At 42.2% G+C, this 25,726-nt stretch carries 28 protein-coding genes; 7 read left to right on the top strand and 21 right to left on the bottom strand.

From position 1 onward, the window contains the following. Window positions 1-13 precede the first annotated feature (13 nt). The 8 genes from AC4PHB_RS09350 to AC4PHB_RS09385 all read right to left on the bottom strand — a co-directional run bounded on the left by AC4PHB_RS09350 (window position 14) and on the right by AC4PHB_RS09385 (window position 9,021). On the bottom strand, window positions 14-958 hold the full coding sequence (locus tag AC4PHB_RS09350; protein ID WP_492136168.1) for a glycine betaine ABC transporter substrate-binding protein: 945 nt from the start codon (window positions 956-958) through the stop codon (window positions 14-16). Between the two features lie 74 nt (window positions 959-1,032). Further along, on the bottom strand, window positions 1,033-2,391 hold the full coding sequence (locus tag AC4PHB_RS09355; RefSeq protein ID WP_492136169.1) for a B12-binding domain-containing radical SAM protein: 1,359 nt from the start codon (window positions 2,389-2,391) through the stop codon (window positions 1,033-1,035). 10 nt (window positions 2,392-2,401) lie between these two features. Further along, complete coding sequence (locus tag AC4PHB_RS09360; RefSeq protein ID WP_492136170.1) at window positions 2,402-3,724, bottom strand: B12-binding domain-containing radical SAM protein; 1,323 nt, start codon at window positions 3,722-3,724, stop codon at window positions 2,402-2,404. Then, a complete protein-coding gene (locus tag AC4PHB_RS09365; protein ID WP_492136171.1) occupies window positions 3,724-5,088 on the bottom strand; it encodes a B12-binding domain-containing radical SAM protein in 1,365 nt (454 codons plus the stop codon). The genes AC4PHB_RS09360 and AC4PHB_RS09365 overlap by 1 nt, the downstream gene beginning before the upstream one ends. Continuing rightward, complete coding sequence (locus AC4PHB_RS09370; RefSeq protein ID WP_492136172.1) at window positions 5,085-5,705, bottom strand: class I SAM-dependent methyltransferase; 621 nt, start codon at window positions 5,703-5,705, stop codon at window positions 5,085-5,087. Before AC4PHB_RS09370 ends, AC4PHB_RS09365 begins: the two co-directional genes overlap by 4 nt. 3 nt (window positions 5,706-5,708) lie before the next feature. After that, window positions 5,709-6,986, bottom strand: a complete 1,278-nt coding sequence (locus AC4PHB_RS09375; protein WP_492136173.1) for a B12-binding domain-containing radical SAM protein — start codon at window positions 6,984-6,986, stop codon at window positions 5,709-5,711. Beyond that, window positions 6,983-7,939, bottom strand: a complete 957-nt coding sequence (locus AC4PHB_RS09380; RefSeq protein ID WP_492136174.1) for a GNAT family N-acetyltransferase — start codon at window positions 7,937-7,939, stop codon at window positions 6,983-6,985. The genes AC4PHB_RS09375 and AC4PHB_RS09380 overlap by 4 nt, the downstream gene beginning before the upstream one ends. After that, complete coding sequence (locus AC4PHB_RS09385; protein ID WP_492136175.1) at window positions 7,939-9,021, bottom strand: hypothetical protein; 1,083 nt, start codon at window positions 9,019-9,021, stop codon at window positions 7,939-7,941. The genes AC4PHB_RS09380 and AC4PHB_RS09385 overlap by 1 nt, the downstream gene beginning before the upstream one ends. A 97-nt stretch (window positions 9,022-9,118) precedes the next feature. On the opposite strand from AC4PHB_RS09385, the gene AC4PHB_RS09390 reads away from it, so the two are divergent. From AC4PHB_RS09390 to AC4PHB_RS09410, 5 genes are all read left to right on the top strand, one after another. Next, window positions 9,119-9,802 carry an RluA family pseudouridine synthase gene (locus AC4PHB_RS09390; RefSeq protein WP_492136176.1) on the top strand — a complete coding sequence of 228 codons (684 nt, stop codon included), beginning with the start codon at window positions 9,119-9,121 and terminating at the stop codon, window positions 9,800-9,802. After that, window positions 9,799-10,368 (top strand): GNAT family N-acetyltransferase, encoded by a 570-nt coding sequence (locus tag AC4PHB_RS09395; protein ID WP_492136177.1) that lies wholly within the window; start codon window positions 9,799-9,801, stop codon window positions 10,366-10,368. The genes AC4PHB_RS09390 and AC4PHB_RS09395 overlap by 4 nt, the downstream gene beginning before the upstream one ends. Beyond that, on the top strand, window positions 10,369-10,923 hold the full coding sequence (locus AC4PHB_RS09400; protein WP_492136178.1) for a GNAT family N-acetyltransferase: 555 nt from the start codon (window positions 10,369-10,371) through the stop codon (window positions 10,921-10,923). It begins immediately after the preceding gene. Between the two features lie 109 nt (window positions 10,924-11,032). Next, on the top strand, window positions 11,033-11,590 hold the full coding sequence (locus AC4PHB_RS09405; RefSeq protein WP_492136179.1) for a CD3073 family putative ECF transporter S component: 558 nt from the start codon (window positions 11,033-11,035) through the stop codon (window positions 11,588-11,590). Continuing rightward, entirely contained in the window at window positions 11,590-12,084 is a 495-nt protein-coding gene (locus AC4PHB_RS09410) for a CD3072 family TudS-related putative desulfidase (protein WP_492136180.1), read from the top strand. Before AC4PHB_RS09405 ends, AC4PHB_RS09410 begins: the two co-directional genes overlap by 1 nt. A 28-nt stretch (window positions 12,085-12,112) precedes the next feature. On the opposite strand, the gene AC4PHB_RS09415 is transcribed toward AC4PHB_RS09410, so the two are convergent. The 6 genes from AC4PHB_RS09415 to AC4PHB_RS09440 form a co-directional block, all read right to left on the bottom strand. Beyond that, entirely contained in the window at window positions 12,113-13,051 is a 939-nt protein-coding gene (locus tag AC4PHB_RS09415) for a dimethylarginine dimethylaminohydrolase family protein (protein ID WP_492136181.1), read from the bottom strand. Between the two features lie 26 nt (window positions 13,052-13,077). Further along, a complete protein-coding gene (locus AC4PHB_RS09420; protein ID WP_492136182.1) occupies window positions 13,078-13,650 on the bottom strand; it encodes a nitroreductase family protein in 573 nt (190 codons plus the stop codon). Next, window positions 13,647-16,154, bottom strand: coding sequence for an excinuclease ABC subunit UvrA (locus AC4PHB_RS09425; protein WP_492136183.1), 2,508 nt, complete (start codon window positions 16,152-16,154; stop codon window positions 13,647-13,649). The genes AC4PHB_RS09420 and AC4PHB_RS09425 overlap by 4 nt, the downstream gene beginning before the upstream one ends. A 43-nt stretch (window positions 16,155-16,197) precedes the next feature. Next, a complete protein-coding gene (locus AC4PHB_RS09430) occupies window positions 16,198-16,758 on the bottom strand; it encodes a pyridoxamine 5'-phosphate oxidase family protein (protein WP_492136184.1) in 561 nt (186 codons plus the stop codon). A gap of 24 nt (window positions 16,759-16,782) precedes the next feature. Beyond that, window positions 16,783-17,601, bottom strand: a complete 819-nt coding sequence (locus AC4PHB_RS09435) for a pyridoxamine kinase (protein ID WP_492136185.1) — start codon at window positions 17,599-17,601, stop codon at window positions 16,783-16,785. Window positions 17,602-17,749: 148 nt separating this feature from the next. Next, the gene (locus tag AC4PHB_RS09440; RefSeq protein WP_492136186.1) at window positions 17,750-18,523 is read right to left on the bottom strand and encodes a PhzF family phenazine biosynthesis protein; all 774 of its coding nucleotides are present in this window, start codon (window positions 18,521-18,523) and stop codon (window positions 17,750-17,752) included. Window positions 18,524-18,693: 170 nt separating this feature from the next. Here AC4PHB_RS09440 and AC4PHB_RS09445 point away from each other — a divergent pair, with 170 nt between their 5' ends. Beyond that, window positions 18,694-20,238: an L-serine ammonia-lyase, iron-sulfur-dependent, subunit alpha gene (locus AC4PHB_RS09445; RefSeq protein WP_492136187.1), complete on the top strand. Its 1,545-nt coding sequence runs from the start codon at window positions 18,694-18,696 to the stop codon at window positions 20,236-20,238. 15 nt (window positions 20,239-20,253) lie between these two features. Here AC4PHB_RS09445 and AC4PHB_RS09450 read toward each other — a convergent pair whose 3' ends face one another. Further along, window positions 20,254-21,042, bottom strand: a complete 789-nt coding sequence (locus AC4PHB_RS09450; RefSeq protein ID WP_492136188.1) for an alpha/beta hydrolase — start codon at window positions 21,040-21,042, stop codon at window positions 20,254-20,256. 340 nt (window positions 21,043-21,382) lie between these two features. Here AC4PHB_RS09450 and AC4PHB_RS09455 point away from each other — a divergent pair, with 340 nt between their 5' ends. Further along, window positions 21,383-22,240, top strand: coding sequence for an SRPBCC family protein (locus AC4PHB_RS09455; RefSeq protein ID WP_492136189.1), 858 nt, complete (start codon window positions 21,383-21,385; stop codon window positions 22,238-22,240). A gap of 165 nt (window positions 22,241-22,405) precedes the next feature. Here the strand turns inward: AC4PHB_RS09455 and AC4PHB_RS09460 are convergent, their stop codons facing one another. The 6 genes from AC4PHB_RS09460 to AC4PHB_RS09485 all read right to left on the bottom strand — a co-directional run bounded on the left by AC4PHB_RS09460 (window position 22,406) and on the right by AC4PHB_RS09485 (window position 25,715). Next, entirely contained in the window at window positions 22,406-22,540 is a 135-nt protein-coding gene (locus AC4PHB_RS09460) for a hypothetical protein (RefSeq protein ID WP_492136190.1), read from the bottom strand. A 245-nt stretch (window positions 22,541-22,785) separates the two neighbouring features. Further along, entirely contained in the window at window positions 22,786-23,490 is a 705-nt protein-coding gene (locus AC4PHB_RS09465) for an immunoglobulin-like domain-containing protein (RefSeq protein WP_492136191.1), read from the bottom strand. A 50-nt stretch (window positions 23,491-23,540) separates the two neighbouring features. Continuing rightward, window positions 23,541-24,122 (bottom strand): hypothetical protein, encoded by a 582-nt coding sequence (locus AC4PHB_RS09470; protein WP_492136192.1) that lies wholly within the window; start codon window positions 24,120-24,122, stop codon window positions 23,541-23,543. A gap of 69 nt (window positions 24,123-24,191) precedes the next feature. After that, a complete protein-coding gene (locus AC4PHB_RS09475; RefSeq protein ID WP_492136193.1) occupies window positions 24,192-24,539 on the bottom strand; it encodes a hypothetical protein in 348 nt (115 codons plus the stop codon). Between the two features lie 222 nt (window positions 24,540-24,761). After that, window positions 24,762-25,361, bottom strand: coding sequence for a recombination mediator RecR (gene recR / locus AC4PHB_RS09480; protein ID WP_492136194.1), 600 nt, complete (start codon window positions 25,359-25,361; stop codon window positions 24,762-24,764). 15 nt (window positions 25,362-25,376) lie between these two features. Next, window positions 25,377-25,715 (bottom strand): YbaB/EbfC family nucleoid-associated protein, encoded by a 339-nt coding sequence (locus AC4PHB_RS09485; protein ID WP_492136195.1) that lies wholly within the window; start codon window positions 25,713-25,715, stop codon window positions 25,377-25,379. Window positions 25,716-25,726 lie beyond the last annotated feature (11 nt).

The raw sequence follows: 25,726 nt of genomic DNA on the forward strand, positions 1-25,726 counted from the left end.
CTCTCCTTGGATGCTATTCCAATATCCCCTCATTTATCAGATGCTCCTCGGCAACCTCTCTGGGCGACAATCCATCCACTATTACCTTCTTGTTTAATAGCTGCAGGGTTTCAAGATCCAGAGTCTCAAATACATCCTCGATGATAGGTCCTATCTCAGGGTATTTTTCCAGCACGTCAGACCTTATTATTGCTGATGGCTCGTACACAGGCGGTATCGAAAGAGGATCCTCGATAACGACCAGCTCGAGATCTGCAAGTGAACCATCCGTTCCATAAACAAGAGCAGCATTTACTCCATCAGTGCCATTTGCGAGAGCACTTATTGTTTCAGCCGTATTGCCGTGAGGAAGCATTATCACTTGCTCTGGCTTTAGCTTAAAGCCATAGGCCTCCTCCATTCCCAGAAGCCCTGAGTATTTTTCTGCAAATAGCTGACTTGTGATGAACTTAATTACTCCTCCACTGTTTGCGTAATCAGCGAAATCATACATATCCACAATCCCATTTTCTTCTGCAAAGCTTTTCGTCATGGCGATGGCCTCGGTATTATTTGCCTTTGCCGGTTTAAGCCATATAAGTCCATTGTTTTCCTTGTCATATGCTGCTATGGCCTCATATCCTGCCAATGCATCATTCCAAACTTCCTCATCTATACCCTCGGAATAGAATTGTCCGTTGCCGGTATAATCGATGCCTACCTGGAGCTCACCAGCGATCAGTGCATTTCTGTGGACATCAGGTGTTCCGAATTGTACCTTGTCAGTCACTGCATATCCATTCTTCTCAAGGGTAAGGAGGATCATATTGCCTAGTATCCCTCCCTCTGTATCGACAAAGGAGCCGACTATAATAGGATCACCCTGGTTCAGTACCTCAGTGGAGGCCTCAGGAGCACAGGAGGATAGGAGCAATGCCGCACTTATTATCATTATCGTTATTATTGACAGCTTTTTCATGGTAATACCTCCGTTCGTCATTAAGACAAATTCCAACACTATTATTTTACCCTGTAAAAAAGCTGCCTAACACATCAGCCCTTTATAATGAGGCTTAGGTATTTCCGGGATAACCTTACTGAGCCAATTGTTATTCTCAATAGGCTTTTTAAGCCATATTTTTTGAGCATCTCTGTGCTTTTGTTGCTCATAAGATTAATATACAGATATGTCTTCATAAGCTCCCAATAATAGCTCCTCAGGCTCATTTGGGAAGGCTTTACGACTACCTGTCCAAAGCTCCATCGCTCGTGGTCATCTTCCGGGAATAAAAGCCTGTCCTTGAATTCCTTGTAGATAGGAAGACCCGGAAAAGGAGTAAGAGGGTTTATGGTGGATATCTCAGGAGAAAGGAGGTTTATAAACCTTCTCAATGCCTTGAAGTCCCGCTTTTCCCAGTCTGGGTGAGCCATGAAGGATGCCCAGACATCAACTTTGTACGCCTTCAATAGTCGGGATACCTCCTCGCTGTCTGTCGCAGTTGCGCGTTTTCTATATTCCTTAAGCTCAGTGTCGCTGAAGGTCTCATAGCCTACGAGGACTGCCTTCAGCCCTATATCTACAAATTCCGACAGGAGCTCCTTGCAGCCAAGTATTCCTTCAACAGAACCGTAGACTATGTAGTTCTTCCTAAGCCCAAGCTCTTTTACCAGTTCGAGAAATCCTCTGATTTTGTCCATACTGGAAAAAAAGTCATTGTCTATAAACATTATTGTGTCTTCCTCGATTGAGAGGAGGTCCCTTTTGGTCAGCTCAGGATCGATAAGCTTTTCCTCAACACCCTCTATTCCCCATCTCAGACAAAATCGGCACGCCTTCCCACACCCTGTTCCGTATTCCATGATAGCTGCAGGCATGTAGCCAAAATATGAATAACTTCTTCTGTATCTTTCAGTTGATGACCTGTCAGGAATAAGGTACTGGTTTCTGCCCTTAGTCCCCTCGTCCTTATATGAAAACTCCTTTGAAAGAACTCCTGGTATTATATCTAAAGCCCTATCCTCCAGCATATTGAAGAAGGTTTTTATATTGTCCTCCGTAGTGAATCTAAAAATATGGTCCATAGTTTCATCAAAAAAGCTCTCCGGTCTAAGAAGGCACTGTGTACCTCCTACAATAGTCGTAATCGTAGGATAAAGTTCCTTAACAAGCTTCGAAAGCTTAAGTACCATCCCTACGTCCACGCAAAGACTTGTAAAGCCGACTGCCTGAGGTTTGTATTCCTCCAGCTCCGACTTCAGGTCTTTTTCTATCATCATATCGAATATCCTTACGTGATGATCTGTTTTAAGGACCCCATATATCATTTCAAGGCCCAAGGGCTCTGAAAACATCATTTCCCCAACTGTAACCGCCTGCTTGATCCGCGGCGGTCTTACAAGTAGTATTCTCATAAATTCCTCGCTAAAATATATTTGGCGTTATCCGCTGCTTTATCTGGTGTCTGTAATATAGGTTTACTCCAACGTAGAACAAATATCTTCCCGGATACCTGAGGAAGGCTTTCTTAAGTATATTTCTCTTAATGATGGAGCTTAAGGTAAACAGCTCATCATATAACCTCCAATAGCTGTCTGTCAGCTCCTCAGGGGTCATGTTTGAAGGCCTGTATACTGCAAAGGTGCCGTCATAGGAATAGATATTCCCGACCACCAATCTCCCTTGTTCCTCCATCTCCTTGAAAAACCTGGTTCCTGGAAATGGGGTAAGAATATAGAATCTGGGGACTGATATCCTGTTGTCTTCAACGAAGTCTTTTGTAAGTTTAATTGAATCGAGAGTGTCTCCTTCTCCGCCCACTACCATCTCGGTGGATACTTCGATCCCATGTCTCCTAATATTCCTTATAAGTCTTGGATAGCTGGCAGGATCAGCCCAGCCCTTGCTCATGCCAATAAGGCTCTTCCTCGAAATACTTTCCAGGCCAAAGCTAAGTGCAGTGCAGCCGCTGTCGGCAAGCCTTTTTAGCAGTTCCTCATCGTCTCCTACCCTTATATCGCACTGACTCATCCATTTAAGTCCCTTGGCCTTAAGAAGCTCAAGGACTTGATAAAGGTAGTCCCGGTCAGAGAGGATATTGTCATCCAGCAGCAGCACCTTCTTAAAGCCTAGTTCTCTTATCTGTTCAAGATCCCTCTCCAGCTCCTCGAGGTGTTTTCTTATATAGCTTCCCTCATAGAGGCAGGCAACTGAGCAAAAGCTGCATACATTGGGGCATCCTCTTCCAGCCTGCACAGGAAGAAAGTCCCCAATTGGTTTATGGAGGATCAGGTCGAACCTGGGAGCTGGTGTTGAGAACCATGGACCAGAGTGCCTTTTCTCATATCTGCGCTTGAGCTCACCTCTGTTAAAATCCTCCAGGAGCTCACTCCATACCATCTCGGCATCTCCAACAACTAGAGCATCGCAGTATTTCAAAGACTCTTCAGGCATAATGCTGGCCATATATCCCCCAAGGACTACTGTCTTACCTCTTGCTCTGAACTCCCTTGCAAGGTCGATCGACCTAAGGACTCCATGACCCATGGTGCTTATCCCCACAAGGTCGCAGGGATGATCCAATGGCACATCCTCAATTGTCTCGAGGATGATCTCAACCTCCCAATCCTCAGGGGTCAAGGCTGCAAGAATAGGCAGCGCAAGGCCAACAAAATATAGCCTGCTCTTTCTTATGGGCTTTTTCTCCTTGTCATATGGACTTGGCTGAATAAGCAGTAATCTCTTCATCATATCCCTCTCAGTATCTTACCAACGTATTGAAGGCTCACTCTCTGGCTGCCCATAAGCATCTTAAGATTCTCTCTGATTCCATAAGCCCTTATCAGCCTTACGATATTTCCGGGTCTCATTACGACTCTCCAGTAAGATAATAGCAGCCTTATATAAAACGCCCTTACGGTCATTCTTTCAGGTTGAAGAGCTACATGAGCCATATCCCACAGGTGGTGATCCTCTCTATTAATAAGGAGCTTGTCCTCGTATTCAGCGAAAATTTCAGTACCAGGAAGGGGGGTTAAAGGCTGTAGGTTTACAAAAGTAACCCCTTGACTAACCAGCCATCCAGAAAGCTCCCAGAAATCAGCAGCAGAAAAATCCATTGGAATTATTAGAGTTGCATAGAGCTCTATCCCCAGGTCCTTTAGCAGTCTTATGCACTCCTCATTTATCTCTCTTGTGGTTCCTTTTCTATAGTCCTTAAGGTCCTCAGATCTTACGGATTCAATTCCGACGATAACCGCCCTTAAGCCCACAGAGTGTAGCTCATTCATAAGCTGTGGATGGGAGGCAATAAAGTCAGCCCTTCCGTAGACCAGAAACCTTTTGTCTATGCCCTTTTCCTTAACCAGTTCAATAAACCTGCCAAGCCTCTCCTCGTCATATAGAAAATCATCGTCAACTATATATATCTCCCTCTCAGGGATCGACAGAATTTCATCGATGACCTCCTCCATTGGCCTTTTATAGTAGCTCCCACGGGTGATCTCCCTGCAGAAGCAAAAGCTGCAATTGTAAGGACAGCCAAAGGAGGTCTTAATAAGTGCACATGGATTGTGGAACATATAATAGTATTTTTGTCTGTACCTTGATACAAGTGACCGGTCAGGAGGAAGCAGCTTCAAGTCATATGGATCTCTCTCCATAGACTTCAGGCCTTCTCTTATCTCCTCTATAGCTCTTCCCTCCAAAAGCTCCTTTACGGCAAGGTTAAAGCCCTTCACCCCATTCCAAGTGAATATTAAATCAATAAAGGGAGACTTGAAATCGTCACCAACTACCTCAGCATGTACTCCTCCAACAACTGTAACTGCATCTGGCAGCAATTTCTTGACAGCTTCAGCCATTTCCTTGATCGTTCCAACATGAGTTATATAACCTGTAAACGCCACCAGTTCAGGTTTTTCCCTTAAAAGTATGCTCTTAAAGCTTTCCTTCTCAAGGATCATATCATAGATCACGGCTTCTACCTGCTCTGATAATACACCAGGGATATTGCCTGCCAGGTACTCCAGCTCAAGGGGTTCGCAAATCATGACATGCTGAAGTCCGATGGTCTCCTTGTGAGGACGGGGTCTTACCAGCAGGATCTTCATAGCTCCTTCCTCCTAAGCTGGTAGACTGAAATTGTCGGCATATACGGTCTTTCCCTAATGATCAGATGACGATTGGCATTAAAACAAGAGTGGATAAGCTCTAAAAAGCTATCGTGGGAAGGATACTCCGCACTTCCTGTGGTCAACTTTACCATAGACATCGCCAGCTTATCGTATAATGAGTTGACGCTTGCAAAGGCTATGACAAGACTTCCTCCCGGAGCTAGTAACCTATGCAGTTCCATTATGACCTTGTGCTTTTCAGCATAATAGGGAAAGGAATGGGTGCAGACTATGATGTCAAAGGAGTCCTTAAGAGAACTTAGCTCCTCTGCAGCGAGTTGGATGTGTTTCGCGTTTGGATTCCTCGATTTGGATATCCGAAGCATTTCGCCGGATGAGTCTATCCCTGTAAGAGAAATACCTCCGTGGTTTTTCTCAAGCTCCTCCATCAGCTCCCCAACTCCGCAGCCAAGGTCAAGGATCCTAGTGCCTTGTATTGGTTCAAGCTCTCTTATGATATCCAATACGGCATGCCTTGTAGGCCTCAGTGAGTGTTTCTGTACCCAAAGCCTATGATATCTCGATGCCCAAAAATCCCATATCATTTCATTCATAGTTTACCTCTTCAAAATATATTTCCATACCCTCCGGGACAATAGAAGCCTTAGGTGGGTCAGATAGAACTCAAAGTAAAAAACAGCCTTCGGAAGTTTTGAAGGGAGTATAAGGTGGAGGAAATCACTCCTATTTGACCTGTGGTCGATAATCTTATCCTTCATTTCCTCATAGTCTGCAGTTCCCTTTATCGGCGTAAAAATTGACATAGTGAATACCTCGATATCCAATTCTCTGATGAAGGATCTAAGCTCCCTGAAATCCTTCCTGGTGTATCCAGGATCTACAATGAACAGAGCAGTCAAATCAATTTCTGCAGCTTTAAGGCTCTCAACTATATCTCGAAACGTCTCCGGTCCAATTTCTTTGTTGTAATCCTGAAGCTGCCAGTGGAATGGTGCCTCAAAGCCTACGATTGCTTCATTCAGTCCTGCTTTTTTTAGCTCCTTGAGTATGCTTTGATTCCTATAGATAAAATCAGCTCTAAGATAGCCTATGATACTCCCAGAAAACCCTGCTTCATTTGACGCTTCGATAAAGCTCCTTGCATCATGTTCATTTTTCATTAGAATGTCGTCTACGATCCAGCAGTAGCCTGGAGATAGCTCCGTCATCTCCTGAAATAGCCTTCTGTAGTCAGATTTAATGTACTTACTCCCATTTAAGGCCTTGCAGTAGCAGAACGAACAGTCGTGGGGGCATCCTACCCCTGACTTAAACAGCGCTACGTCCTTCTTATCAAGATATCTGGTCTTTCTTCTTATTCTTTTGAATAGAGCTCTATCAGGGACGATCTGCTCAGCCCGCTCAAGATTTACCTCATTTCCAAGGATCCAGATACCATCCTCTCCTGACATGATATCAGCACCCTCTAGAGGAGTTTTGCCATCCCATGTCTGGAGGACATCCAAAAGTCTCATAAAGGCTTCAATGCTTACAGAGTGAATGACAAGATCGAAGTGTTCGTCTCTAAAAACCTCTTTATTCAGCTGTACATGGACTCCTGAAGCTGCAATCAATGAATTTGGATATTGCTTCCTGTATTCGGCTGCCCTTTCTCTCATAGCGTCCTCAGCTGTGTTGTATCCATTCAGGATAACCAGCTCCGGAGCAATATTAGCCGACATCTGGAGACGGAACATCTTATCCACCAGAAAAACCTCATGACCTGAGCTTTCAAGTGATGACTTTAGATACTCCAGCTCAAGCGGTTCTGTAACAACTGGCTGGAAAAAGTTTAATATGGTATCTACTCTGGTTTTCTCAATAAGGATCCTCAAAACCTCTCAGCCCCCTTGAAAACATGGTATGCAGGATCAGTTTCTTTGTAAGCCAAGAGCGATGAAACTAGTTGTAAAAGCTTTCTAAGCAGAGGGTTTTTGTGGTAAAGCATCATATACCTTTCTTCACTGAAGCACCCCAGCTTAAGCTTAGTCTCAGCAGATGTCTGTCCCATCTCTATAAGTTCAGCTCCATTATCAAATCCCTCTTCAAGAACTGAAAGGAGCATGTTCCAGTAAAGGTCATAGCTCTTAACATCCTCCTCCCTGAAGCCGCAGAACATAAATACAAGTCTTTTACCCACTAGCTTAGTCTGAGTGAAGGCAAGCAGCCTTCCATCTGATTTGTCTCTAAACTGGGTAAGTCTGGCAGGGTATCTTCTAAAAAAATCTATAGACAATGTCTCCAGGGGAAACTTTGTTCTTTTCATGACGTCTAAATAGAGTTCGTAGTGCTCCTCCGCAAATTTTTGCTGCTGGATAGTCTCTATATAGATCGAGCTTCCCCTGTCGAGGGCAAGTCTCAGCCTTCTTCTATAGCTGCTCCTCAGAGAAGTCAGATAGTCATCCATATTCCTGAATGTGTTCTTTAGTACGTAGGTTGGAAGAGTCCGCACCGAGCCCTTAAGAGCTTCCCTGCTGTTAAGCACAAGAGTTATACCTTTAAGACCATCAAGGATCTCAAGAAGCTCCTTCTCTACAGCCCAGTATCCCTGTGAGGCCAGAGAAACAGGAAGCCCCACGATTCTTAGAGGGATTTCCCATTTTGATCCATTCATGAAAGTAAATGGTGAAATACTTATTCTGTAAGTAGACGCTAGGCTCTTGTTGTTTTGATAATATATCTGTCCGCATAGATTTGTACTCTCCAGTACCTCCAAAAGCTCAATTATCTCAGGAAAAACCTGAAAATCCTCTCCCTGCAGATCTGATATCCTTTTGAATGCTTTCATCACTTGAGCTCCTTAATATAGGCTGTGTATCTTTTGGACTCACCATCTGCCCATTTCAATCCAAAAGCCCTGGAATCCATATTATCCTCAAGTACCCACCCTGACTCCATATAAGAGTATCTCCCTCTGGTTCTTTCAAGGCAGTATTGGAATAGGGCAAGTATGGCCCCCCTTCCCTTTTCCTTTTCAACAACGCCCATCTCAACTATCTTGAAGGTATCTATTTTCTTTTTATTCATCCAAAACCTAAGGAGTGTTTTTAGTCCAATAGTCTCACCCGGCTTCATCAGCTGATGAAAATCAGGATACCAGAGCATAAAACCTACAGGTTCATCTCCGCGGTATACGAATAGAAGGTTCTCAGACTTCAGAAAAAGCTTGAAGTCCTTGAAAAGCTCAAGATCCTCTTCTGGCACCCTCCTGTAATAGAAGGGATGGGATGAAAACGCCTGGTTATTGATACGAGTGTACAGCTCTGCCTCCTCAGGAAGTTTTTTCAAGTCAAGCTCTCGAACACTATACCTTGACTCTATTCTTTTCCTTAGGGATTTCCCCATAAGCTGATCCAAACCCCTCATGTCCTTTTTGTAGGATACGAGATCGATGGGCTCGAAGCCATTTTCAATGAAGTATTGGTGGAAATACTCAGGATTATGAGACATGCCGAAGCTCTGGACCTTATCGTAGCTGTCAGCAAGAAAGCCAAGGCCGTAATTTACGTGTAGATTAAGAGATCCTGTTATCTGCTTAGCTCCAATTTCCCTGGCCAATTCTTCAGCCTTTGCCAAAATTATGCTGAAGGCCTCCGAATTATACCCATCGCTTTCAAAGAAACATAACTGGAGTGCTTCAGGCATCCTATCAGCCTGAGCCAGGATCGTTGCCATCACTATCCTGTCCTCATCCACAACTAATAACGGCTCAAGATATGCTGAAGCTGCCATCACCGACTCTTTATACAAGAGACCCCTTAACAGCCCTGACATGGAGTCTCTTCTCAAAGGGTCCTTCCTGCATTGGTCCAAATAAAAGCTCACGAATCTACTCTTCAGTTTTTTTGAATCGGCAATAAAAAGCTCCATCTGTCCTCCAGGTGTGAATTGTATCTTTTATTATACCATATGCACATTGCTTGAGTATCGAGTATAATAATCTCAAGGCGACACCTAGGAGGCTATTATGGAGATAAGAAGAATATTTGAGGATAAGCATATCTTGGCGGTAATCAAGCCGTCGGGAATTGCTGCCCAGGGTGACAAGACTGGAGACGAGGACCTTTTGACTATGCTTGGAGGGAACTTATTTCTTGTCCATAGGCTTGACAGACCTGTTGGAGGGATAATTCTCTACGCAAAGACTCAGGCAGCCGCAGCAAAACTATCTAAGCAGATAACTGATAAGACGATTCAAAAAGAGTACTATGTGGTTGTTATGGGAACCCCTTTTGCTCCTTATGGTGAACTAAGTGACCATCTTAAAAAGCTCAGGACAGTTAATATGAGTAAGGTTGTCCCGCCTGGTACTCCCGGGTCAAAGGAAGCAAGACTATCATACAACCTTATAAAAACCGTTGAAACCAGTGACCTTGGAGCTCTAAGTCTTCTTTCAGTAAAGCTACATACAGGAAGGCACCACCAAATCAGAGTCCAGCTGTCAAATGCTGGACTGCCCATTTGGGGAGATACTAAGTACAACAGGGTATTTATGAAAAAGGAGGGCTGGAGCCAGATTGCTTTATGGTCAAACAAGCTCGTCTTCAAGCATCCTGAAGATAGTAGACTTATGGAACTTGCTTCGCTGCCACCTAATGAGGAGCCCTGGAGTTTATTCAATTTTTTTGATGACAGTGAGGTGGGCGTATGAGTAGACATTATGAGACTGAGAGACTCATCTTAAGGACGCTTGAGGAGGAGGATGCCATAAGGGTCCTTGAATTTTACTTGAGGAACAGGGAATTCCTCAAGGAGTGGGAAACAGAGAGAACCGAGGACTATTTCACTCTGGATTATCAAAGGCTCCTTATACAAAAGGAACAGATAGTTATGGAGCATGGAGGCTCGCTAAGACTTTGGATCTTCAAGAAGGAGGACCCTGCAACGCCCATCGGCTCCCTTGGCTTTGACAATATAGTGATGGGTCACTTCAGATCCTGTTTTATGGGCTACAAGATAGATAAGGACGAGATAAACAAGGGCTATATCACTGAGGCTGCCAGAAAGGGAATTGAGATAATGTTTGACCAATTCGGTTTGCACAGGATAGAGGCAAATATCATGCCTAGAAATGTCAGATCGCTTAGGGTAGCTGAGAAGCTTGGTTTTCACAACGAAGGTCTTGCTATCAAATATCTGAAGATAAATGGCAAGTGGGAGGACCACATACATATGGTCCTATTGAATGAGAAGCTTGAGAAGGAGGATCGAACTTAAATGCCAAGACTATATGGAAAAAGCATAGTGCTTAGAGAATACCGATGGGAGGACCTGGATGGTATAAGAGGCTGGGTCAATGACAGTGAGGTTACACAGTTTTTAAGCGGATTATTCCTCTATCCTCACACGCTTCACCAGTCAGAGAGCTACTTAAGCATGATGATCGAAAATAAATCCGAGGCCAGGGGCTTTGTAATTGCAGATAAGGACACCTTGGAGTATATCGGTCAGATAGATTTGATTAAGGTGGACTGGGTAAGCAGAAAGGCGACTCTTGGTATAGTCATAGGCAGGAAGGAGCTCCATGGGAAAGGCATCGGGACCGAGGCTATCAAGCTGCTTCTTGGTTTTGCCTTTAACCAGCTTAACCTGAACAAGGTGGATCTAACCGTAAGGGATTACAATAAAAGAGGCATCAGATGCTACGAAAAATGTGGGTTTATTGAGGAAGGAAGGCTCAGAGAGGATTACTATATCAACGGGGGATATACTGACACGGTACTTATGGGCTACTTAAAAAGAGATTTTATGTTGCTAGATATTACAAAATAGCTATTTGATAAGCTAATAGACTTCAAATTTGTATAAAATAATCCAATTTAACTTCATGTCGATACCTATATTATAATCAGTTGTGATTATAATATAGGAGGTCAGATAAATGAATAGCAAAAAGAACACCTCAGCTATGATTTTTGCTGCACTTGGAATAGCTATTAACATTGTTTTAGGATCTGTGGCAAATTTTTTAAGTATACCACTTGTGTTTCTTGATACAATCGGAACAATATTTACAGCAGCAATATTTGGACCATGGTGGGGAGCGTTGACAGGCGGTCTAACAAATGTGGTTCAAGGCGTAATAAGCGATCCTAGAAACATACCCTTTGCACTTGTAAACATAGCGGTAGGTATTATTGTAGGCTTCATAGCCAGAAAATATAAGTTTAACCTTAAAACAGCAGTAATAACCGGTATGATCTTAGCAGTAGTTGCGCCCCTAATAGGCACTCCAATCGCTACATATGTATATGGAGGAATCACCGGAGATTTTAATGACGTAATATTTACCTGGCTGGTACAATCAGGACAAAAGATATTCACAGCTGCATTCATACCTAGAATAGCCAGTAATATAGTGGACAAGATCCTAAGCTCAGTATTAGTAGCGCTTCTTATTAAAAAGCTTCCATCAAACCTATTAAACGGAGTTAAATAATGGATAGAAGCAAAAGAGTAATATTCGCAGCACACTGCGTTCTAAATCAAAACTCAGTAGTTGAGCCTCTTGCAAGAGCTAAGGGCGCCTACAAGGACATAATTGAATTAATAATGGATAAAGGCATCGGTATACATCAGCTGCCTTGTCCAGAATTTAGATATCTTGGCCTAGGCAGGCCACCAATGTCTAAGGAAGAGTATGATACTCCTGAGTTTAGAGAGCTCTGCAAAGTGCTTGCGGCTGATTCAGCCAAAATTATTGAAGTTTATTCAAACTCTGGTTATGAGATCGTTGGTATTCTTGGAATACATCAAAGCCCTACTTGCTCAATAACTGGTTTACAAGGTGTGTTCATGGAGGAGCTTATACCTATACTGGAGAGTAAGGGCATAAGCATTAATATTTTCGAAGTCCCTGAAGACTATTATGATGGTGAACGTGGAGTTGACTTTATTGAGTTTTTAGCTGATCAAATATCGAAAGAGGACTAGCCTGGAAACCAAGAGCTAGTCCTTTTTCTTATCCTCTTTTTAAGAATCCTGTTACACAGTGGATAGCACCTCTGCCCTTAACTATCTCAGTAAAATCAACAGGAATTACCTTAACTCCGTTCTTTTCGAGAAGCTCTCTGCATTGGGGGGCACCTTCAGCTTGAACTACCAAACCCGGCTTCAATGCCACAAAATTTATTCCGAATTTCTGCCTAACCTCATACTCTGACGGGGCTTCAAGGACTTTTATTCCCTTTCTCTTAAGCGTATCGACTACATCGTAGGAAGCTTGTGGTGCGTAGAGCATCACAATGTCCTCGGCAGCCATGTTCATGATCCCATCGATATGGATATTGCTGTAGGGTATCTGCATTGGGATAATGTCCGTTACTCCCATCCGCTTAAGCTCAGTCTCAACCTGCTCATAGCCTGATCTGTTGCAGCGACTGCTGGTTGAAAGAACGACTGTTTTTCTATCCACCCACATTGCATTTGCACCTTCAAAGAAGCCATCACCTGAAATTGTCTTGACGATAGGAACCCCAATCTTAGCAAGGGATTCCGCAAGATATCTTTCCTCACCTCTGCGCATCTCCATACCAGGCCTTCCAACAATGGCACCCTCAGGCGTCATAAACATAAGGTCTCTGCAAAATACGGCGTTAGGTCTGTCATCGCGCTGATTCTCAACATAGTAAACCTTGACCCCATTCTCCCGGTAGATATCGGCAAGCTTGTCGTGCTGCTTTCTCATCAGCTCTACATCAAGAGGCTCACTGGTAAATCTTACCTTCTCAGGATCGAATTCCTCCACCTCCCTGCCTGGCCTCCTTAAGATCACGGATTTAAGATCTGCTACCTCAGAAGCGACTCCCCAGTCTCCCCAGAATAATGGCATATCCTCTTCAAAGCCTGTTTCTTTTGGAAACCACCTCTCGCCTGCAACAAGATCGATACCCTTTGACATACGAATACCCCCCTTATAAATAATATTTACAGCTTTAATATCAATTCTTCAAGACTTCTCTTTGGAACGTGATGCACTCCATTTTCATCTCTCCAGTACTTGATATCTCCATCCGGTCCAATATCCTCAAGAACTACTTTTTCCTTAGGCTTACCCAGCGCGATCACAAGAAGTATTTCATATCGATCAGGGACATTCAGCTTATTTTTAAGGTTTTCCTTATTGAAGCCTCCAAACATACAGCCTCCGTAGCCCTTTTCCACAGCTCCAAGAAGAATGCTTTGACATGCTATACCATGATTCCAGTATATGTTGGAGCTGATTTCCTTGTCTGCTACCATAACAATATATGCCGAAGGCTTCTCACCCTCGATGGGTCCGTCCCAATCCTTTAGATACGCTGCCCACTTCAACTCCCGGAATATCATTTCGTTCTTCTCTGCAGTGTGTGAGACAATGTATTTAAGCTGCTGCATATTGGCACCGGTTGAAGAGAGCCTTGCCAGATCGATAAATTCCAATAACTCCTTTTCTGTGATCTCAACATTCTGGTAAAACCTTCTATAGGTCCTGTTTTTGATGATCAAGTCCTTAATCACAAAATCTCCTCCTCTTCAAAGTTTCTAAGATATATTCCTGTTATTGACGCCTCATTCCTTATTATTTCTCTTGGAGTGCCTTCAGCGACAAGCTCCCCTCCCTTGATACCTCCCTCAGGACCAAGGTCGACGACCCAGTCCGAGTAAGCTATCACCTGCTGATTGTGCTCAACTACAATAACCGTATTTCCTGCATCGACAAGCTTATCCAGGAGCTTAAGAAAATTTTCCACATCCAGGGGGTGGAGTCCTGTGGTAGGCTCGTCTATAAGATAGAGGTTCTTTTTGCCCTTGTTTTCCATTAGGTCCTTTGAGAGCTTCAGTCTCTGGCCTTCTCCACCTGACAAAGTAGTTATAGACTGCCCGAGTTGAAGGTATCCCAGACCTGCTTCACAGAGAAGCCCCAGGACGGCAGCAGCCTTCTTGTTGTCCTTGAACAGGACCAATGCATCTTCTACAGACATATCCAGCACGTCATTTATATTGTATCCAAAATACTTTACATTCAAAATCTTATCCTTGAACCTCTTGCCTCCGCAATCAGGGCAAACAACTTCGATATCCTGAAAAAACAGCATGTTGCTGGTGACAAAGCCCAACCCCTCGCATGTTTCACATCTTCCTTCACCTGTGTTAAAGGAGAAATGCTTTGTATCGAGACCTAATTTTCTAGCTTCTGGAAGACCTCCAAAAATCTTTCTTATCTCTGTGTAAAGTCCTGTATAGGTGGCTGCGTTTGATCTTCGCATCCGAGAAAGCGGTGACTGCTCAACAGTGATTATATTGTCAAATAGCTCAGTACCCAATATCTCACTATATTTTGAGCTATCCTTTCCCTTTGCTAGTACATCAAATACTAGTGTAGATTTTCCGGAGCCTGAAACACCGGTAACGCTCGTCAAACATCCAACAGGGAAGCTCACGTCTATACCTTTTAGATTATGTAGATTTGCATTTCTAACCCAAAGCAGCTCACCTGTACCTTGCCTAAAGGAAGTCTTTATCTGTTTGGTACTTCTTAACCAAAACCCTGTAACAGATTTCGGATCTTCCATGATCTCTTTGAGAGTCCCTGTGCCTATTACTTCTCCTCCATGCTTTCCTGAGCCAGGTCCAAGATCCGCAATGAAGTCAGCCTCCTTCATGACTTCGGGATCGTGCTCAATAACTATCACAGTGTTCCCAAGGTCTCTAAGATCCTTAAGTATCCTGATAAGACCCTCAGTATCTCTTGGATGAAGTCCAATCGTAGGCTCATCCATTATATATATAACACCTGTAAGTGTTGAGTCCAGGATCGCTGCAAGCTTTATCCTTTGAGCTTCTCCACCTGAAAGTGTCATCGTCTGCCTGTCTGGTGAAAGATAACCCAATCCCACGTTGTTGATCCTATTTATTTTTGTCTTAAGGTCAATAATATATGGCTCTACCAAAACTATCTCTCTATCAGATGCAGTTCCTGTTAGATCGAAGATCCATGCTCCCAGCTCCTCGAGAGATGACCTTGCCAGTTCAGGTAGTCTCGTTCCATGGACCCTTACGCTTCTAGAAACCTCTGACAGCCTCTCTCCATTACAAGCCGGGCAGACCTTAGAATGGAAAAATCCTTCAAGCTGCTTAGCCAATCCTCCCTTATCAGAAAGTCTCCTCCATAGGGTTGTATAAACTCCTTCAAACTTTCCATCAGTAACCTTATCTGGGGCTTTAATTTCAGGAAATAGTTCCTTGACCTCATCACTTTCAGCACCGTATAGGAGTATGGCAAGCTGCTCATCAGTATAGTTCATCACTCTTGCTTCCTTTTGAAGTGGAACTCCATAATGCTTCATTGCCTTATTGACATTCCCTATCTGATAATCCTTGTAGGCATGGTCCCAGTACTGGACTGCTCCTTCCTCAAGGGTAAGAGTTTTATCTATAACCGCAGCTTCACTTATTTCAATGACCTCGCCCAGGCCATGGCACTTCTCGCACGCCCCTTCTCTTGTATTGAAAGAAAAATGAGTTCTGGTAAGCTTGTCCATCCTGTGTCCACAGCTGGAGCAGTACATGTATACTTTGTAGTCGCTTCCATCCTTTACGAGCTCCTCCTTGCAAAGGTGTGAATATATTCGTGAATGACAATTTGGACATTCTCTTTCATGGAGCTTCTCGAATATCATCCTGAGATCCGTGTAAATATCGGTTACAGTGCCAACTGAGGACCTTGGGTTCTTGCCATATTCTCCCTGACCAATAAGCACAGCAGGTGAGAGATTTCTCATTTCATCCACCTTTGGCTTTCGAATGCCCTGAAGTCCTATGGCTTCAAGGTACTGCCGCTGGCACTCCTGAAATATGACATCAACCGCTAAGGTTGATTTACCGGAACCCGAGAGACCAGTGAGGACTATAAGCTTGTTCTTGGGAAGATTTAAAGAGATATCCTTAAGGTTTCCTTCCCTTGCACCTTTAATAATCAAATCCAATCTCTTTTCACCTCCTGAGGTATGCCGTCTACCCAATGAAGGACCCTCCCTTTTCAAAGAGCGATCTTTCCCATTGTTATCACATTCTTCCCCACTTCATCTCTTCGCGCTTATCATCGAACTTCTTCCTTTTAGCAGTGATTCCCTCAATTCTAATTTTATATATGTTCGTTCTTTCAAGTCCTCCGTCGATAGCGATATCAATGTACTTTAGCTTGCTTGGAGTATATTTCTCACAAATAAGTCTTAAGGCTTTTATTTTTTCTTCCTTCTCCTGTACTATCCTTACATTACCTGATACTACAGCAGACTCGAATTCTGTTGTAAATACTGTGCTGGCAAGAGCTGCAGCCGCTCCCTTATCTTCGGATATTTCCTCCAGCTCTTCATTTGAATAAAGCTCAGGAACCTCTACATTCCCCACAAATACTACCCTCACCTTTGGTTCTCTCTCGAACAGCTCTACTTTTTTTCCTTCCTTTGCAGAATGGAAATAAAGGAAATCTCCTTTTCTAGCAATAGAAAGAGGGATACTATAGGGTTCGCCCTTATCATCCACCATGGATAGTACTCCATATTGAGCTCTTTCAATCACCTCAAGTCCAAACTCACTGCTCATTTCTCTGTCCTTACGCCTCATTGCAATCACCTCCTGGAGAATATTCTAAATATCAATTCTGCTTAAGGATGCTTCTATTGGAATTCCTTTAAATTTGTCTACATTATCTTTATTCAAAATGATCAATCCACTGACTATATCCATCGCCTTTTGAACGCTATCCTTAAGACTCCAGCCTGAAAGGACTTTACCCATCAAAACAGCTGAAAATATGTCCCCTGTTCCTGGAAATCTCACCGGGATATAATCAAATGGGATCCTGAAATAATCCCCTATTGATTTGTCATATCCAATTACTGCCGCTCCATCCTCAAGATATACACTTGTTATTACAACAGAATCCGAACCCATTTCTCTCAAGTTGTCCACCAGTTTTAGACCTTCCTCAAATGACACCGACTGCTTTGGAGCCATTCCAGTTAAAAAGCATGCCTCCGTGTAATTTGGTACTACGTAGTCGGCCACGGAGCAAAGCTCTCTCATGTGCCCGACTGTTGTCTCACTTATGCCGTTATACAACTTGCCGTCGTCACCCATTATAGGGTCCACGAAAATCTTGGTACCAATCGCTGATTGAGCTTTACAATACTCAGCAACCAGCTTTACCTGATCGCCTGAAACTATAAAGCCGGTGGATATTGCATCAAAGCCAAAGCCCAGCTGTTCCCATACCTTTATAGTATTCTTCATGTAGTCGGTAGTATCCAGTATCTCAAACTTACCATAATCCAGAGTATTTGATACCAGCGCAGTTGGCAGGTTGTACAGGTTGAATCCCATATGTGATAGTACTGGAAGCATTGCCGATAGTGCAACCTTCCCATAGCCTGGTAAATCATTGATCAAAAGTACCTGATTTTTCATCAAATTATCTCTCCTCAAAAAGTATTCTTGACTAAAGTATAGCATAAATGTGATGAATAGAAGACAATGCAATGAATTTTGATCAAATTCCCAACACAAGAAAAGACAAGGGTTCAACACCCTTGTCTATGTAAACTGGCATATATTATTAAAAATATATCTCTGCTTCTGAAAACAAAGCAGCCTTCCCGCTCATTTTTATTCTCTTACCCAGATATTCACAGTATAGGACTCCTCCACGCTGTGAAGCCTGGTAGGCAACTATTTTCTCTTTGCCCTCACCAACTGCCCAAAATGGTACTATGTGACAGTGACCTGAGCCACAAACAGGATCCTCAGGGATATCAAGCTTAGGTGCAAAGGATCTTGATACGATGTCATATCCTTCCCCTTTAGCTGAGATATGAAGAAGAAGGCCATCAAGCTTTTTCACCCTCTCCATATCGGGAGCAGCTTTCCTAACATCATCCTCATTTGGTAGGATACATAGAAGGTCTCTGCTTATATATGCCTCTGTTGGTCTTACGCCGATCGCTTTTTCCATTTCATCGGTGACTTCCACCTTAGTAAGGCTATAAGAAGGGAAATCCATCTCTAAAAGTTCACCCTTTTTCACAACTGTTAGAAGTCCGCTGCGAGTCTGAAATCTGACCTCATCTGCCTCAGGCTCGTAGAATCTTGTTATCACATAGGCTGTTGCAAGGGTAGCATGTCCGCAGAGATCTATCTCCCCACCTGGAGTAAACCAACGAAGCCTGTAATCTGAGCCCTCTTTGACTGCATAGGCCGTTTCGGACAGGTTGTTCTCCCTCGCGATATTTAGCATCGTCTCGTCATCAAGCCATTCCTCCATAACACAAACCGCTGCTGGATTTCCTCCAAAGACCTTATCAGTAAATGCATCTACGACATATTGCTTCAATTTAGCCCCTCCTAAAAACACATTCTCTACCTGTACTCTTTCTTTTTTGCTTTACCCAATTTCCAATATTTCTCCCATACTTGAATATGCTAAGCTATAATAATAGTAATTGAAGACACATTAAATTATTAGCCGCTATTAAATAAGCATCAAATCAGGAGGAATGTATAATGAAAACTTATCCCAGCATTTTCAACGATTGCCTGTCACCAGTCACCCCTGGCCCATCCAGTTCTAATACAGCTGGTCCTTACCGTCTTGGCAGGATGGTTTCAAACTTATTGATCGGAATGCCTAGCCATTTGAATGTCGAGATGGCCAAGGATGGCGGATATTATTCAACCTTCTATGGAATGCATAGCGACAAAGCATTCCTCGTTGGGGTAATGAAAAAATCCATCGTTATATATGATTTTGATCAAGCCTATATCGATGCAAACAGCAGTGGATTGACATTTAATTATGAGTTTACAGAGGGTGTAGTTCCCATTCGTCCATCTGAATCCGCTTGGTTAACTCTTTTTTCAGACTCTGGTGATCAGGTGTTTGTCAAAACTGCATCCCTTGGGGGTGGTGAGATCTATATAGATTGCTTGGATGGTATCAAGACTTATATTGATGGAAAATATTATTACCTACTTATCCGTACAACTACAAATAATGTCACTAAAGTAATATCTAATTTACCAGGTAATTATAATATCGAAAGTACTGAAGGTGGAGATAGTCTTATCACTTCGCGAAGCCGCATACCATATCTTAAAGATCTATTGGATGGCCTTAGAGCAATGGATGAAGTAATCTACGCCCGTTGTGTGGATCCCGTTTATGACATAATACCTATTGATGATCCCTGTATGCCCTTTGTCAATGGTGCTGAAATGTTCTCATACGCTAAGAAGGAGAATATAAATCTTTGGCAGGCAGCTCTGGACTATGAAAAGGCCATTAGCGGCCTATCTGAATCAGAGCTTATGAAAATCGCCGAATCCCTTTGGGATCTATCTATTGACTCCTCTATAAAAGGTTACCAGGTCAAGGGTTACGACGGCAACACAAAACCTCACGCTGCACAAGTAAAGGCTTTCTATGAAAAAGGGCTATTCATACCTTTGGGAGTTGCCGATAAAGCTTCACCAGACGCCCTATCAATAATGGAATTTGCTGCATCTCACGGAGTCATAGCATGCATGCCTACAGGTGGTGCATCTGGAGTACCAGTACCTGCTATTCGATACACTGCTGAGGCCCTTGGCAAAACTAAAGAGGATGCACTGAAAGCCCTACTTGTTGCTGGTATTCTTGGCATCATATATTACCCAACTCACTATCATGGTGCCTGGGGTTGCCAAGCTGAGATCGGTGTAGCCATATCAATGACTGCAGGAGCTTTGGCATCGATGATATCCGATGATCTTGACGTAATCGAGCGTGCTGCAGTACTGGGTGCACAAAGTATTCTAGGTTTGATATGCGATCCAGTTGATGGTTATTCTCAAGTCCCTTGTTTTATACGAAATATGACTGCTATTCCCACAGCTATTGTCTGCGCCAATGCCGCTGCAGGAGGATGCGAAACCTTGACTACTATTGATGAAATCTCCGAAACTGTGCTTCGCGTAGGTATGAAGCTTAAGGAACATGGTCTAAATGACCTTGGTGTATGCTACTGCAAGGTTCAACGAGACTCAGTCAATGGAAATAATAAAAACTGAAAAACCAGTCCTTCCCTACTCATCAAGTCCAAACAAATGGATCAGGGGCCAGTGAACACGTCGCTGCCAATCAGCCTCAGTGTGGGCTGCACCAATAATCCAATGGGCTTCTATGCTTCCTTTTGAGCTATCATATATGCTTAGGATATGTTCAACGACCTTGTCAAAGGACTTATCCAGATTGCCCTCTCTTGTTCCCATGTCTATCCACATGCGGCTGTTTTCAATTGCATCCTGGTGCATATACACTGTTTTGATATTTTCCCTCGTTCCCCACCAAAACGAAGGAGATATTATCCCAAGTCTTCCAAATACATCAGGATTTCGGAATCCAATATTAAAGGACACTAGCCCTCCCATGGATGATCCCATAAGGCCAGTGTCCTCTGGGTTGGTCAATGTCCTGAAGTTTTCATCGATAAAGGGCTTAAGCTCCTCAATAAGGAATCTTTCATACAGCCATCCCTTTGCTTGTATCCTCTCTCTTTTATACTTGCCATTGAAGTGAGCGTACTCACTCAGCCTGTCATGCTCCATGTTGTCTATTCCAACGATTATAAGCTCCCTGATCATTCCCCTGTCCACCAGCTCATCATGGGTTTCATGTACCATCCATCCCACGCCAGCATAGGCTCTTACACCGTCAAATATATTCTGGCCATCATGCATGTACAGCACAGAGTATGATTTATCGGTGGATTCATAATAGCTCGGTGGCAAATATATATTTATCTCTCTGGTGTTATTGAGAATATTGGAGTAAAACTCCTCAATTTTTACCATACGCTCATTTATCTCGAACATTTTTAATCTCCTAAGATTTTATTATTATGTACTGTCCATACCGTCTCACAAACATAATATCAAATTCTAAGTCCATTCTAAATAATATTATCTCTTTTTAGGTCTTTGATTGCAATTTTAGCTGCCATTTTGATTATGAAATATAACATATAAGACAAGGTTCCTGTCCCCTTGTCTTACAGGGCACTAGTAAATTTATTTTATCTCATGACGTTTTTTTGGGTAAAAATTTAGCAATAATATCCATCAATTTTGGTTATTATAAACAATAAGAATTATTAATGATTATTTTCAATTAAGATCTTCGAGTAAGGGATCGTATTATAGAAAGGAGTTAGTTATGAAACGACTTCAAATGCAAAGAAAATTCAATACTACACAGCAAAAGCTATGGGAACTAATAGTTGATGCAGACCATTATAGGAATTGGACAAAAGCATTCTCCGAAGGATCAGATTTTGTGGGTGATTGGTCAAAGGGAAGTAGGATGAGGTTTGTAGCTGAGGATGAATCAGATAATGAGAATGGAATGCTTTCTGAGATAGTCGAAAGTATTTGGCCTGAATTTATCTCAATCAGGCATCTTGGCTTGGTAATGGATGGGGTTGAAGATTATGATTCACCCTCCGCTAAAAAATGGACTCCAGCATTCGAGAATTATAGGCTGACTTCACAAGAAGATGGAAGCTGTATTTTCGAGCTGGATCAAGAGATTCCTGATGAAGAGTTTGATGGGTTTAAAGAATCCTGGAGAAGTGCATTTAACCGAATTTCGAATCTTCTAGAAGAATCAGAGGATGTCGGCAGAGTAATAACTCTTAGAGAAAAATCTTCGAGAAGTGTAGATGCTATATGGGATAGATTGGTAGTTCCGGAAAAAGTAATGACTTGGAACTATGCATCCGACGATTGGCATTGTCCTAAAGCAAGCAATAACTTGATCGAGGGTGGAGAATTTCATTACGAGATGGCTGCGAAAGACGGTAGCATGTCATTCGATTTCTGGGGAACCTACACTTTGATCGAGCCCAATAAAAAACTCTATTTTGATCTTGGCGATGGTAGAAAGGTTCGTATCGATATAATTGATAAACCATATGGATGCTTGATCGAAGAACGCTTCGAAGCTGAACAGCAGAACAATCTTGATCTGCAGCGCAAAGGGTGGCAGAGCATTCTTAGAAATTTAGCTGGATAATAATACTAAAAACGATAAATATGTTCATGTGAATCCTTAAAATTTAAGAGTCCCGGTCTATCGGGACTCATTTTCTTTTATTGCCATTGACTATAAGAAGTAGGACAAGGTTCCTGTCCCCTTGTCTTTTCTGCCCCTACCGTCATATCAAATTCTTAGTCGAAGCTAAATAATATTATCCCTTTTCAGCTCTTTAATTGCATTTTTGACTGCCATTTTAATTATGAAATATAATACCAATGCTGGCAAAGCGACATATATCGGTAGTAAAATTAATCCTGCTGCTAGAACATTGCTCATTTCAAAATTCCTCCCTTAAAACAAACTTAAATCAAAGATATCTCTACCTACAGCCAATACTGCCAGGTTTATTTATATCTAAACAATTTCCGAATCAGCAGATAAAAGGCAAAAGTTATTACAGGTATTAATATGAAATATGCTAACAAACTTACTGGTGTAAACGCCACTTTTAACCTCCTACTTGTCATATCTTGCTGCTTAAGGTAACTTTGTACCTATTTACATAATATAAATTAAGCGTCTTACTCTACTATCTTGAAATCAGCATAGTATTTAAGAGTGTTAAAGACTCCTGTAGTTCTAAAATCCATAACTTCTTTACCTATTCTATAGTTACCGATAGGAAGTTCACCGTATAGCCATTCCCAATTGACTTCCCATTCTGTTATATCATTCATATTTATAATGTAAGCCTCGGCTGTCCATCCAACATCTTGAGCTGAGGGAAGCATCTCAACAGGGACCCATTCATTTTCAACATGCTTCTCCAACCAATAGTAGCTTCCTGTTTGTAAATCTCCTTTGGGATCTCCTCCAGACTGATTGAACAATAATTTTAAACCTACAGACGATACGTTGATTGAAGTTAACTCCAAACCCCAATATTCACTTTTATCATACCTTACCCATTCCGAGGGCAAGCTTACAACAACATACTCTCCTTCATAATCATTGATCTTTGCATATTTTGCATTTGGGGCAGGTACATTTATTTCACCTTCATTTGAAGGTAGTTCAGTACTCTTTACTACTGAAGAAACTGTCTTAATGACACTCTCGTCAGGCTCTACCGGCATCTCTTTACCAGTTGAAGAGTACAGCTCCCCATCCACCATTATTGAAGGAGGCATTGTATTTGGCGTTTCTGGAGTAGCCAGATCTGTATTACAACCAATTAATGATAACATTATAAAAAGCAAAAGAATAATTAAGTTAAATCTTCTCACTCAAACCTCTCCTTCTTTTGACGCATAATATAAATTATGTGTCATAAATTCTATTTAGGATTAGAATAAGATACTTTAATTGAAGATTTTGCAGTATCCAATTTGGAGGAATCATTTATTCCTGCTTCTCTAAATACCTTTTCTATTATTGAATCAAGGTTATTTTCATAATCTTCATCATCATATACCTCAGCTGCAATATCTGACAATAGCCTTCCTATTTCATCCTTGCTTAGTTCACCAAAAATCTCTTTCTCTAAATTAATATCCCACTTGATTGTTAATGACCCATTTTTTGATATTGTAAGCTTAGATTTTGCAGCTTCAAGTTTTTCAGTGTCATTTATTCCTGATTCTTTAAATACTTTTTCTAAAATTAAATCAAGATTATCTGCATAATTTTTATCTTTAGCTACCTCATCCGAAATATTTTCTATAATACCATTTACTTCTTCTGTACTCAAACTTCCAAAAATCTCTTCCTTATCTTCAATACTATATCCAACTACTATTCCTCCAAAACCAGTATTTTTTATCCCTTCCTGAGACTCTTCTTCATTCACATTGTTACAACCCACTGCAAATAATGCTACTCCAACAATGACTGCTACTAATATTAAAATTCTCTTCATAGCTTAATCTCCTCCTATCATACTTACCATGTGGCGTATAAATCTACTTATATGTACTAATTGACCTGCCTACTTCGCCATGTAATATGACAGTAATGACAACAATAAGTTAGCGATCGCAATACCAAGGAAGACCAGATCAAGTCCTAAATCACTCTTTTTGAACTTCTCAGCATCTGGTACGTTATACATGCTCTCGCTAAATTTTGATGCAAGAAATCTATTGGAGCTGCCTCCGATCCCCATAAGACTTGTACCTCCATTCACCCATCTAAAAGAGAATAAAGTAATAAATACCACAAACCATATGAAAAAGAATGTCTCACTCATCTTAAGTCCAGCTTTAGCAAAGAAATAAAACTCTATTAGTATGACAGGTATCAGAACAAATAAGGTGCTCTTAAGGTGCTTTTTCAAGTGGATCCCTCCTTTGAAACGGTATAAGTATTATCTGCCCTCTTATTAGTATACCACAAGGCTGGGATTTTTATTCCAATACCAGCAATATAAATGTCTAAAAATGAATGTTTTATTACTTTGCAACCTTAAATAACAAGTTTAATTAACAATCAGCTCCAAAAATAAAAGAGTAATACGCATTAATTGTCAGCGTTTACTCTTTTATTTTTTTACCTTTTATTACATTTCCCTGCGCCCTTCCATAGCCCTGGCGAGGGTTATCTCGTCGAAGTACTCCAGATCTCCTCCGACAGGAATGCCATGGGCGATCCTTGTGACTTTAACTCCCAAGGGCTTTATCAGCCTTGAGATATAAAGTGCAGTAGCTTCTCCCTCAACTGTCGGATTAGTCGCAATTACTACTTCCTTTACCGTGTCATCGCCCAATCTATTTAATAGCTCCTTGATCTTTATATCCTGAGGCCCAATATTTTCCATAGGAGAAATCGTCCCGTGCAGCACATGGTATAAGCCCTTATACTCTCTGCTCTTTTCCATGGCTATTATGTCCCTTGGTCCCTCAACTACGCATATAAGGGCTTTGTCCCTTCCAGTATTGCTGCAGATGCTGCATACCGGCTTGTCCGTAAGATTTCCGCAGACCTGGCAAAAGCCAATCCTTTCCTTCGCTTCAAGGATTGCAGAGGATAGCTTTTGAGCCTCCTCAGAATCCATTTCAAGGACATAAAAGGCCAACCTCTGGGCGGACTTTCTTCCTATACCCGGAAGCTTTGAAAATTGGTCTATTAGATTTGCTATTGGTAAGGCGTAATGATCCATTTGATCGTCCCCTTCTTAGAACAGTCCTGGGATATTTATGCCTCCCGTAACCTTCTTCATTTCGTCTGCTGCATATTGCTCTGCTTTTCTAAGGCCCTCATTTACAGCTGCAAGCACAAGATCCTGGAGCATCTCAACATCCTCCGGATCGACAACTGACTGGTCAATCTCAATGTTCAGAACCTCTCTCTTTCCATTGACAGTGACCTTAACAGCCCCACCTCCGGCAGTCGCCTCAAGCTCCTTAGCATCTATCTCAGCCTGGACCTCCTCCATTTTCTTTTGCATCTTCTGCATTTGCTTCATCATATTGTTCATATTTCCACCCATTCCTGGGTATCCGCCTCTTGCCATTTCAATTCCTC

It is taken from the genome of Gudongella sp. QWL-04 (assembly GCF_058683975.1).

Bases quoted from the DNA above. Each gene is read 5' to 3' on its own strand.
- AC4PHB_RS09460 (WP_492136190.1), bottom strand. From the start codon at position 22,540: ATGAGCAATGTTCTAGCAGCAGGATTAATTTTACTACCGATATATGTC.
- AC4PHB_RS09435 (WP_492136185.1), bottom strand. From the start codon at position 17,601: ATGAAAAATCAGGTACTTTTGATCAATGATTTACCAGGCTATGGGAAG.
- AC4PHB_RS09390 (WP_492136176.1), top strand. From the start codon at position 9,119: ATGGAGATAAGAAGAATATTTGAGGATAAGCATATCTTGGCGGTAATC.
- AC4PHB_RS09400 (WP_492136178.1), top strand. From the start codon at position 10,369: ATGCCAAGACTATATGGAAAAAGCATAGTGCTTAGAGAATACCGATGG.
- AC4PHB_RS09380 (WP_492136174.1), bottom strand. From the start codon at position 7,939: ATGAAAGCATTCAAAAGGATATCAGATCTGCAGGGAGAGGATTTTCAG.
- AC4PHB_RS09370 (WP_492136172.1), bottom strand. From the start codon at position 5,705: ATGAATGAAATGATATGGGATTTTTGGGCATCGAGATATCATAGGCTT.
- AC4PHB_RS09395 (WP_492136177.1), top strand. From the start codon at position 9,799: ATGAGTAGACATTATGAGACTGAGAGACTCATCTTAAGGACGCTTGAG.
- AC4PHB_RS09405 (WP_492136179.1), top strand. From the start codon at position 11,033: ATGAATAGCAAAAAGAACACCTCAGCTATGATTTTTGCTGCACTTGGA.
- AC4PHB_RS09360 (WP_492136170.1), bottom strand. From the start codon at position 3,724: ATGAAGAGATTACTGCTTATTCAGCCAAGTCCATATGACAAGGAGAAA.
- AC4PHB_RS09365 (WP_492136171.1), bottom strand. From the start codon at position 5,088: ATGAAGATCCTGCTGGTAAGACCCCGTCCTCACAAGGAGACCATCGGA.
- AC4PHB_RS09385 (WP_492136175.1), bottom strand. From the start codon at position 9,021: ATGGAGCTTTTTATTGCCGATTCAAAAAAACTGAAGAGTAGATTCGTG.
- AC4PHB_RS09430 (WP_492136184.1), bottom strand. From the start codon at position 16,758: ATGAGGCGTAAGGACAGAGAAATGAGCAGTGAGTTTGGACTTGAGGTG.
- AC4PHB_RS09485 (WP_492136195.1), bottom strand. From the start codon at position 25,715: ATGGCAAGAGGCGGATACCCAGGAATGGGTGGAAATATGAACAATATG.
- AC4PHB_RS09470 (WP_492136192.1), bottom strand. From the start codon at position 24,122: ATGAAGAGAATTTTAATATTAGTAGCAGTCATTGTTGGAGTAGCATTA.
- AC4PHB_RS09410 (WP_492136180.1), top strand. From the start codon at position 11,590: ATGGATAGAAGCAAAAGAGTAATATTCGCAGCACACTGCGTTCTAAAT.
- AC4PHB_RS09415 (WP_492136181.1), bottom strand. From the start codon at position 13,051: ATGTCAAAGGGTATCGATCTTGTTGCAGGCGAGAGGTGGTTTCCAAAA.
- AC4PHB_RS09455 (WP_492136189.1), top strand. From the start codon at position 21,383: ATGAAACGACTTCAAATGCAAAGAAAATTCAATACTACACAGCAAAAG.
- AC4PHB_RS09445 (WP_492136187.1), top strand. From the start codon at position 18,694: ATGAAAACTTATCCCAGCATTTTCAACGATTGCCTGTCACCAGTCACC.
- AC4PHB_RS09350 (WP_492136168.1), bottom strand. From the start codon at position 958: ATGAAAAAGCTGTCAATAATAACGATAATGATAATAAGTGCGGCATTG.
- recR (WP_492136194.1), bottom strand. From the start codon at position 25,361: ATGGATCATTACGCCTTACCAATAGCAAATCTAATAGACCAATTTTCA.
- AC4PHB_RS09355 (WP_492136169.1), bottom strand. From the start codon at position 2,391: ATGAGAATACTACTTGTAAGACCGCCGCGGATCAAGCAGGCGGTTACA.
- AC4PHB_RS09450 (WP_492136188.1), bottom strand. From the start codon at position 21,042: ATGTTCGAGATAAATGAGCGTATGGTAAAAATTGAGGAGTTTTACTCC.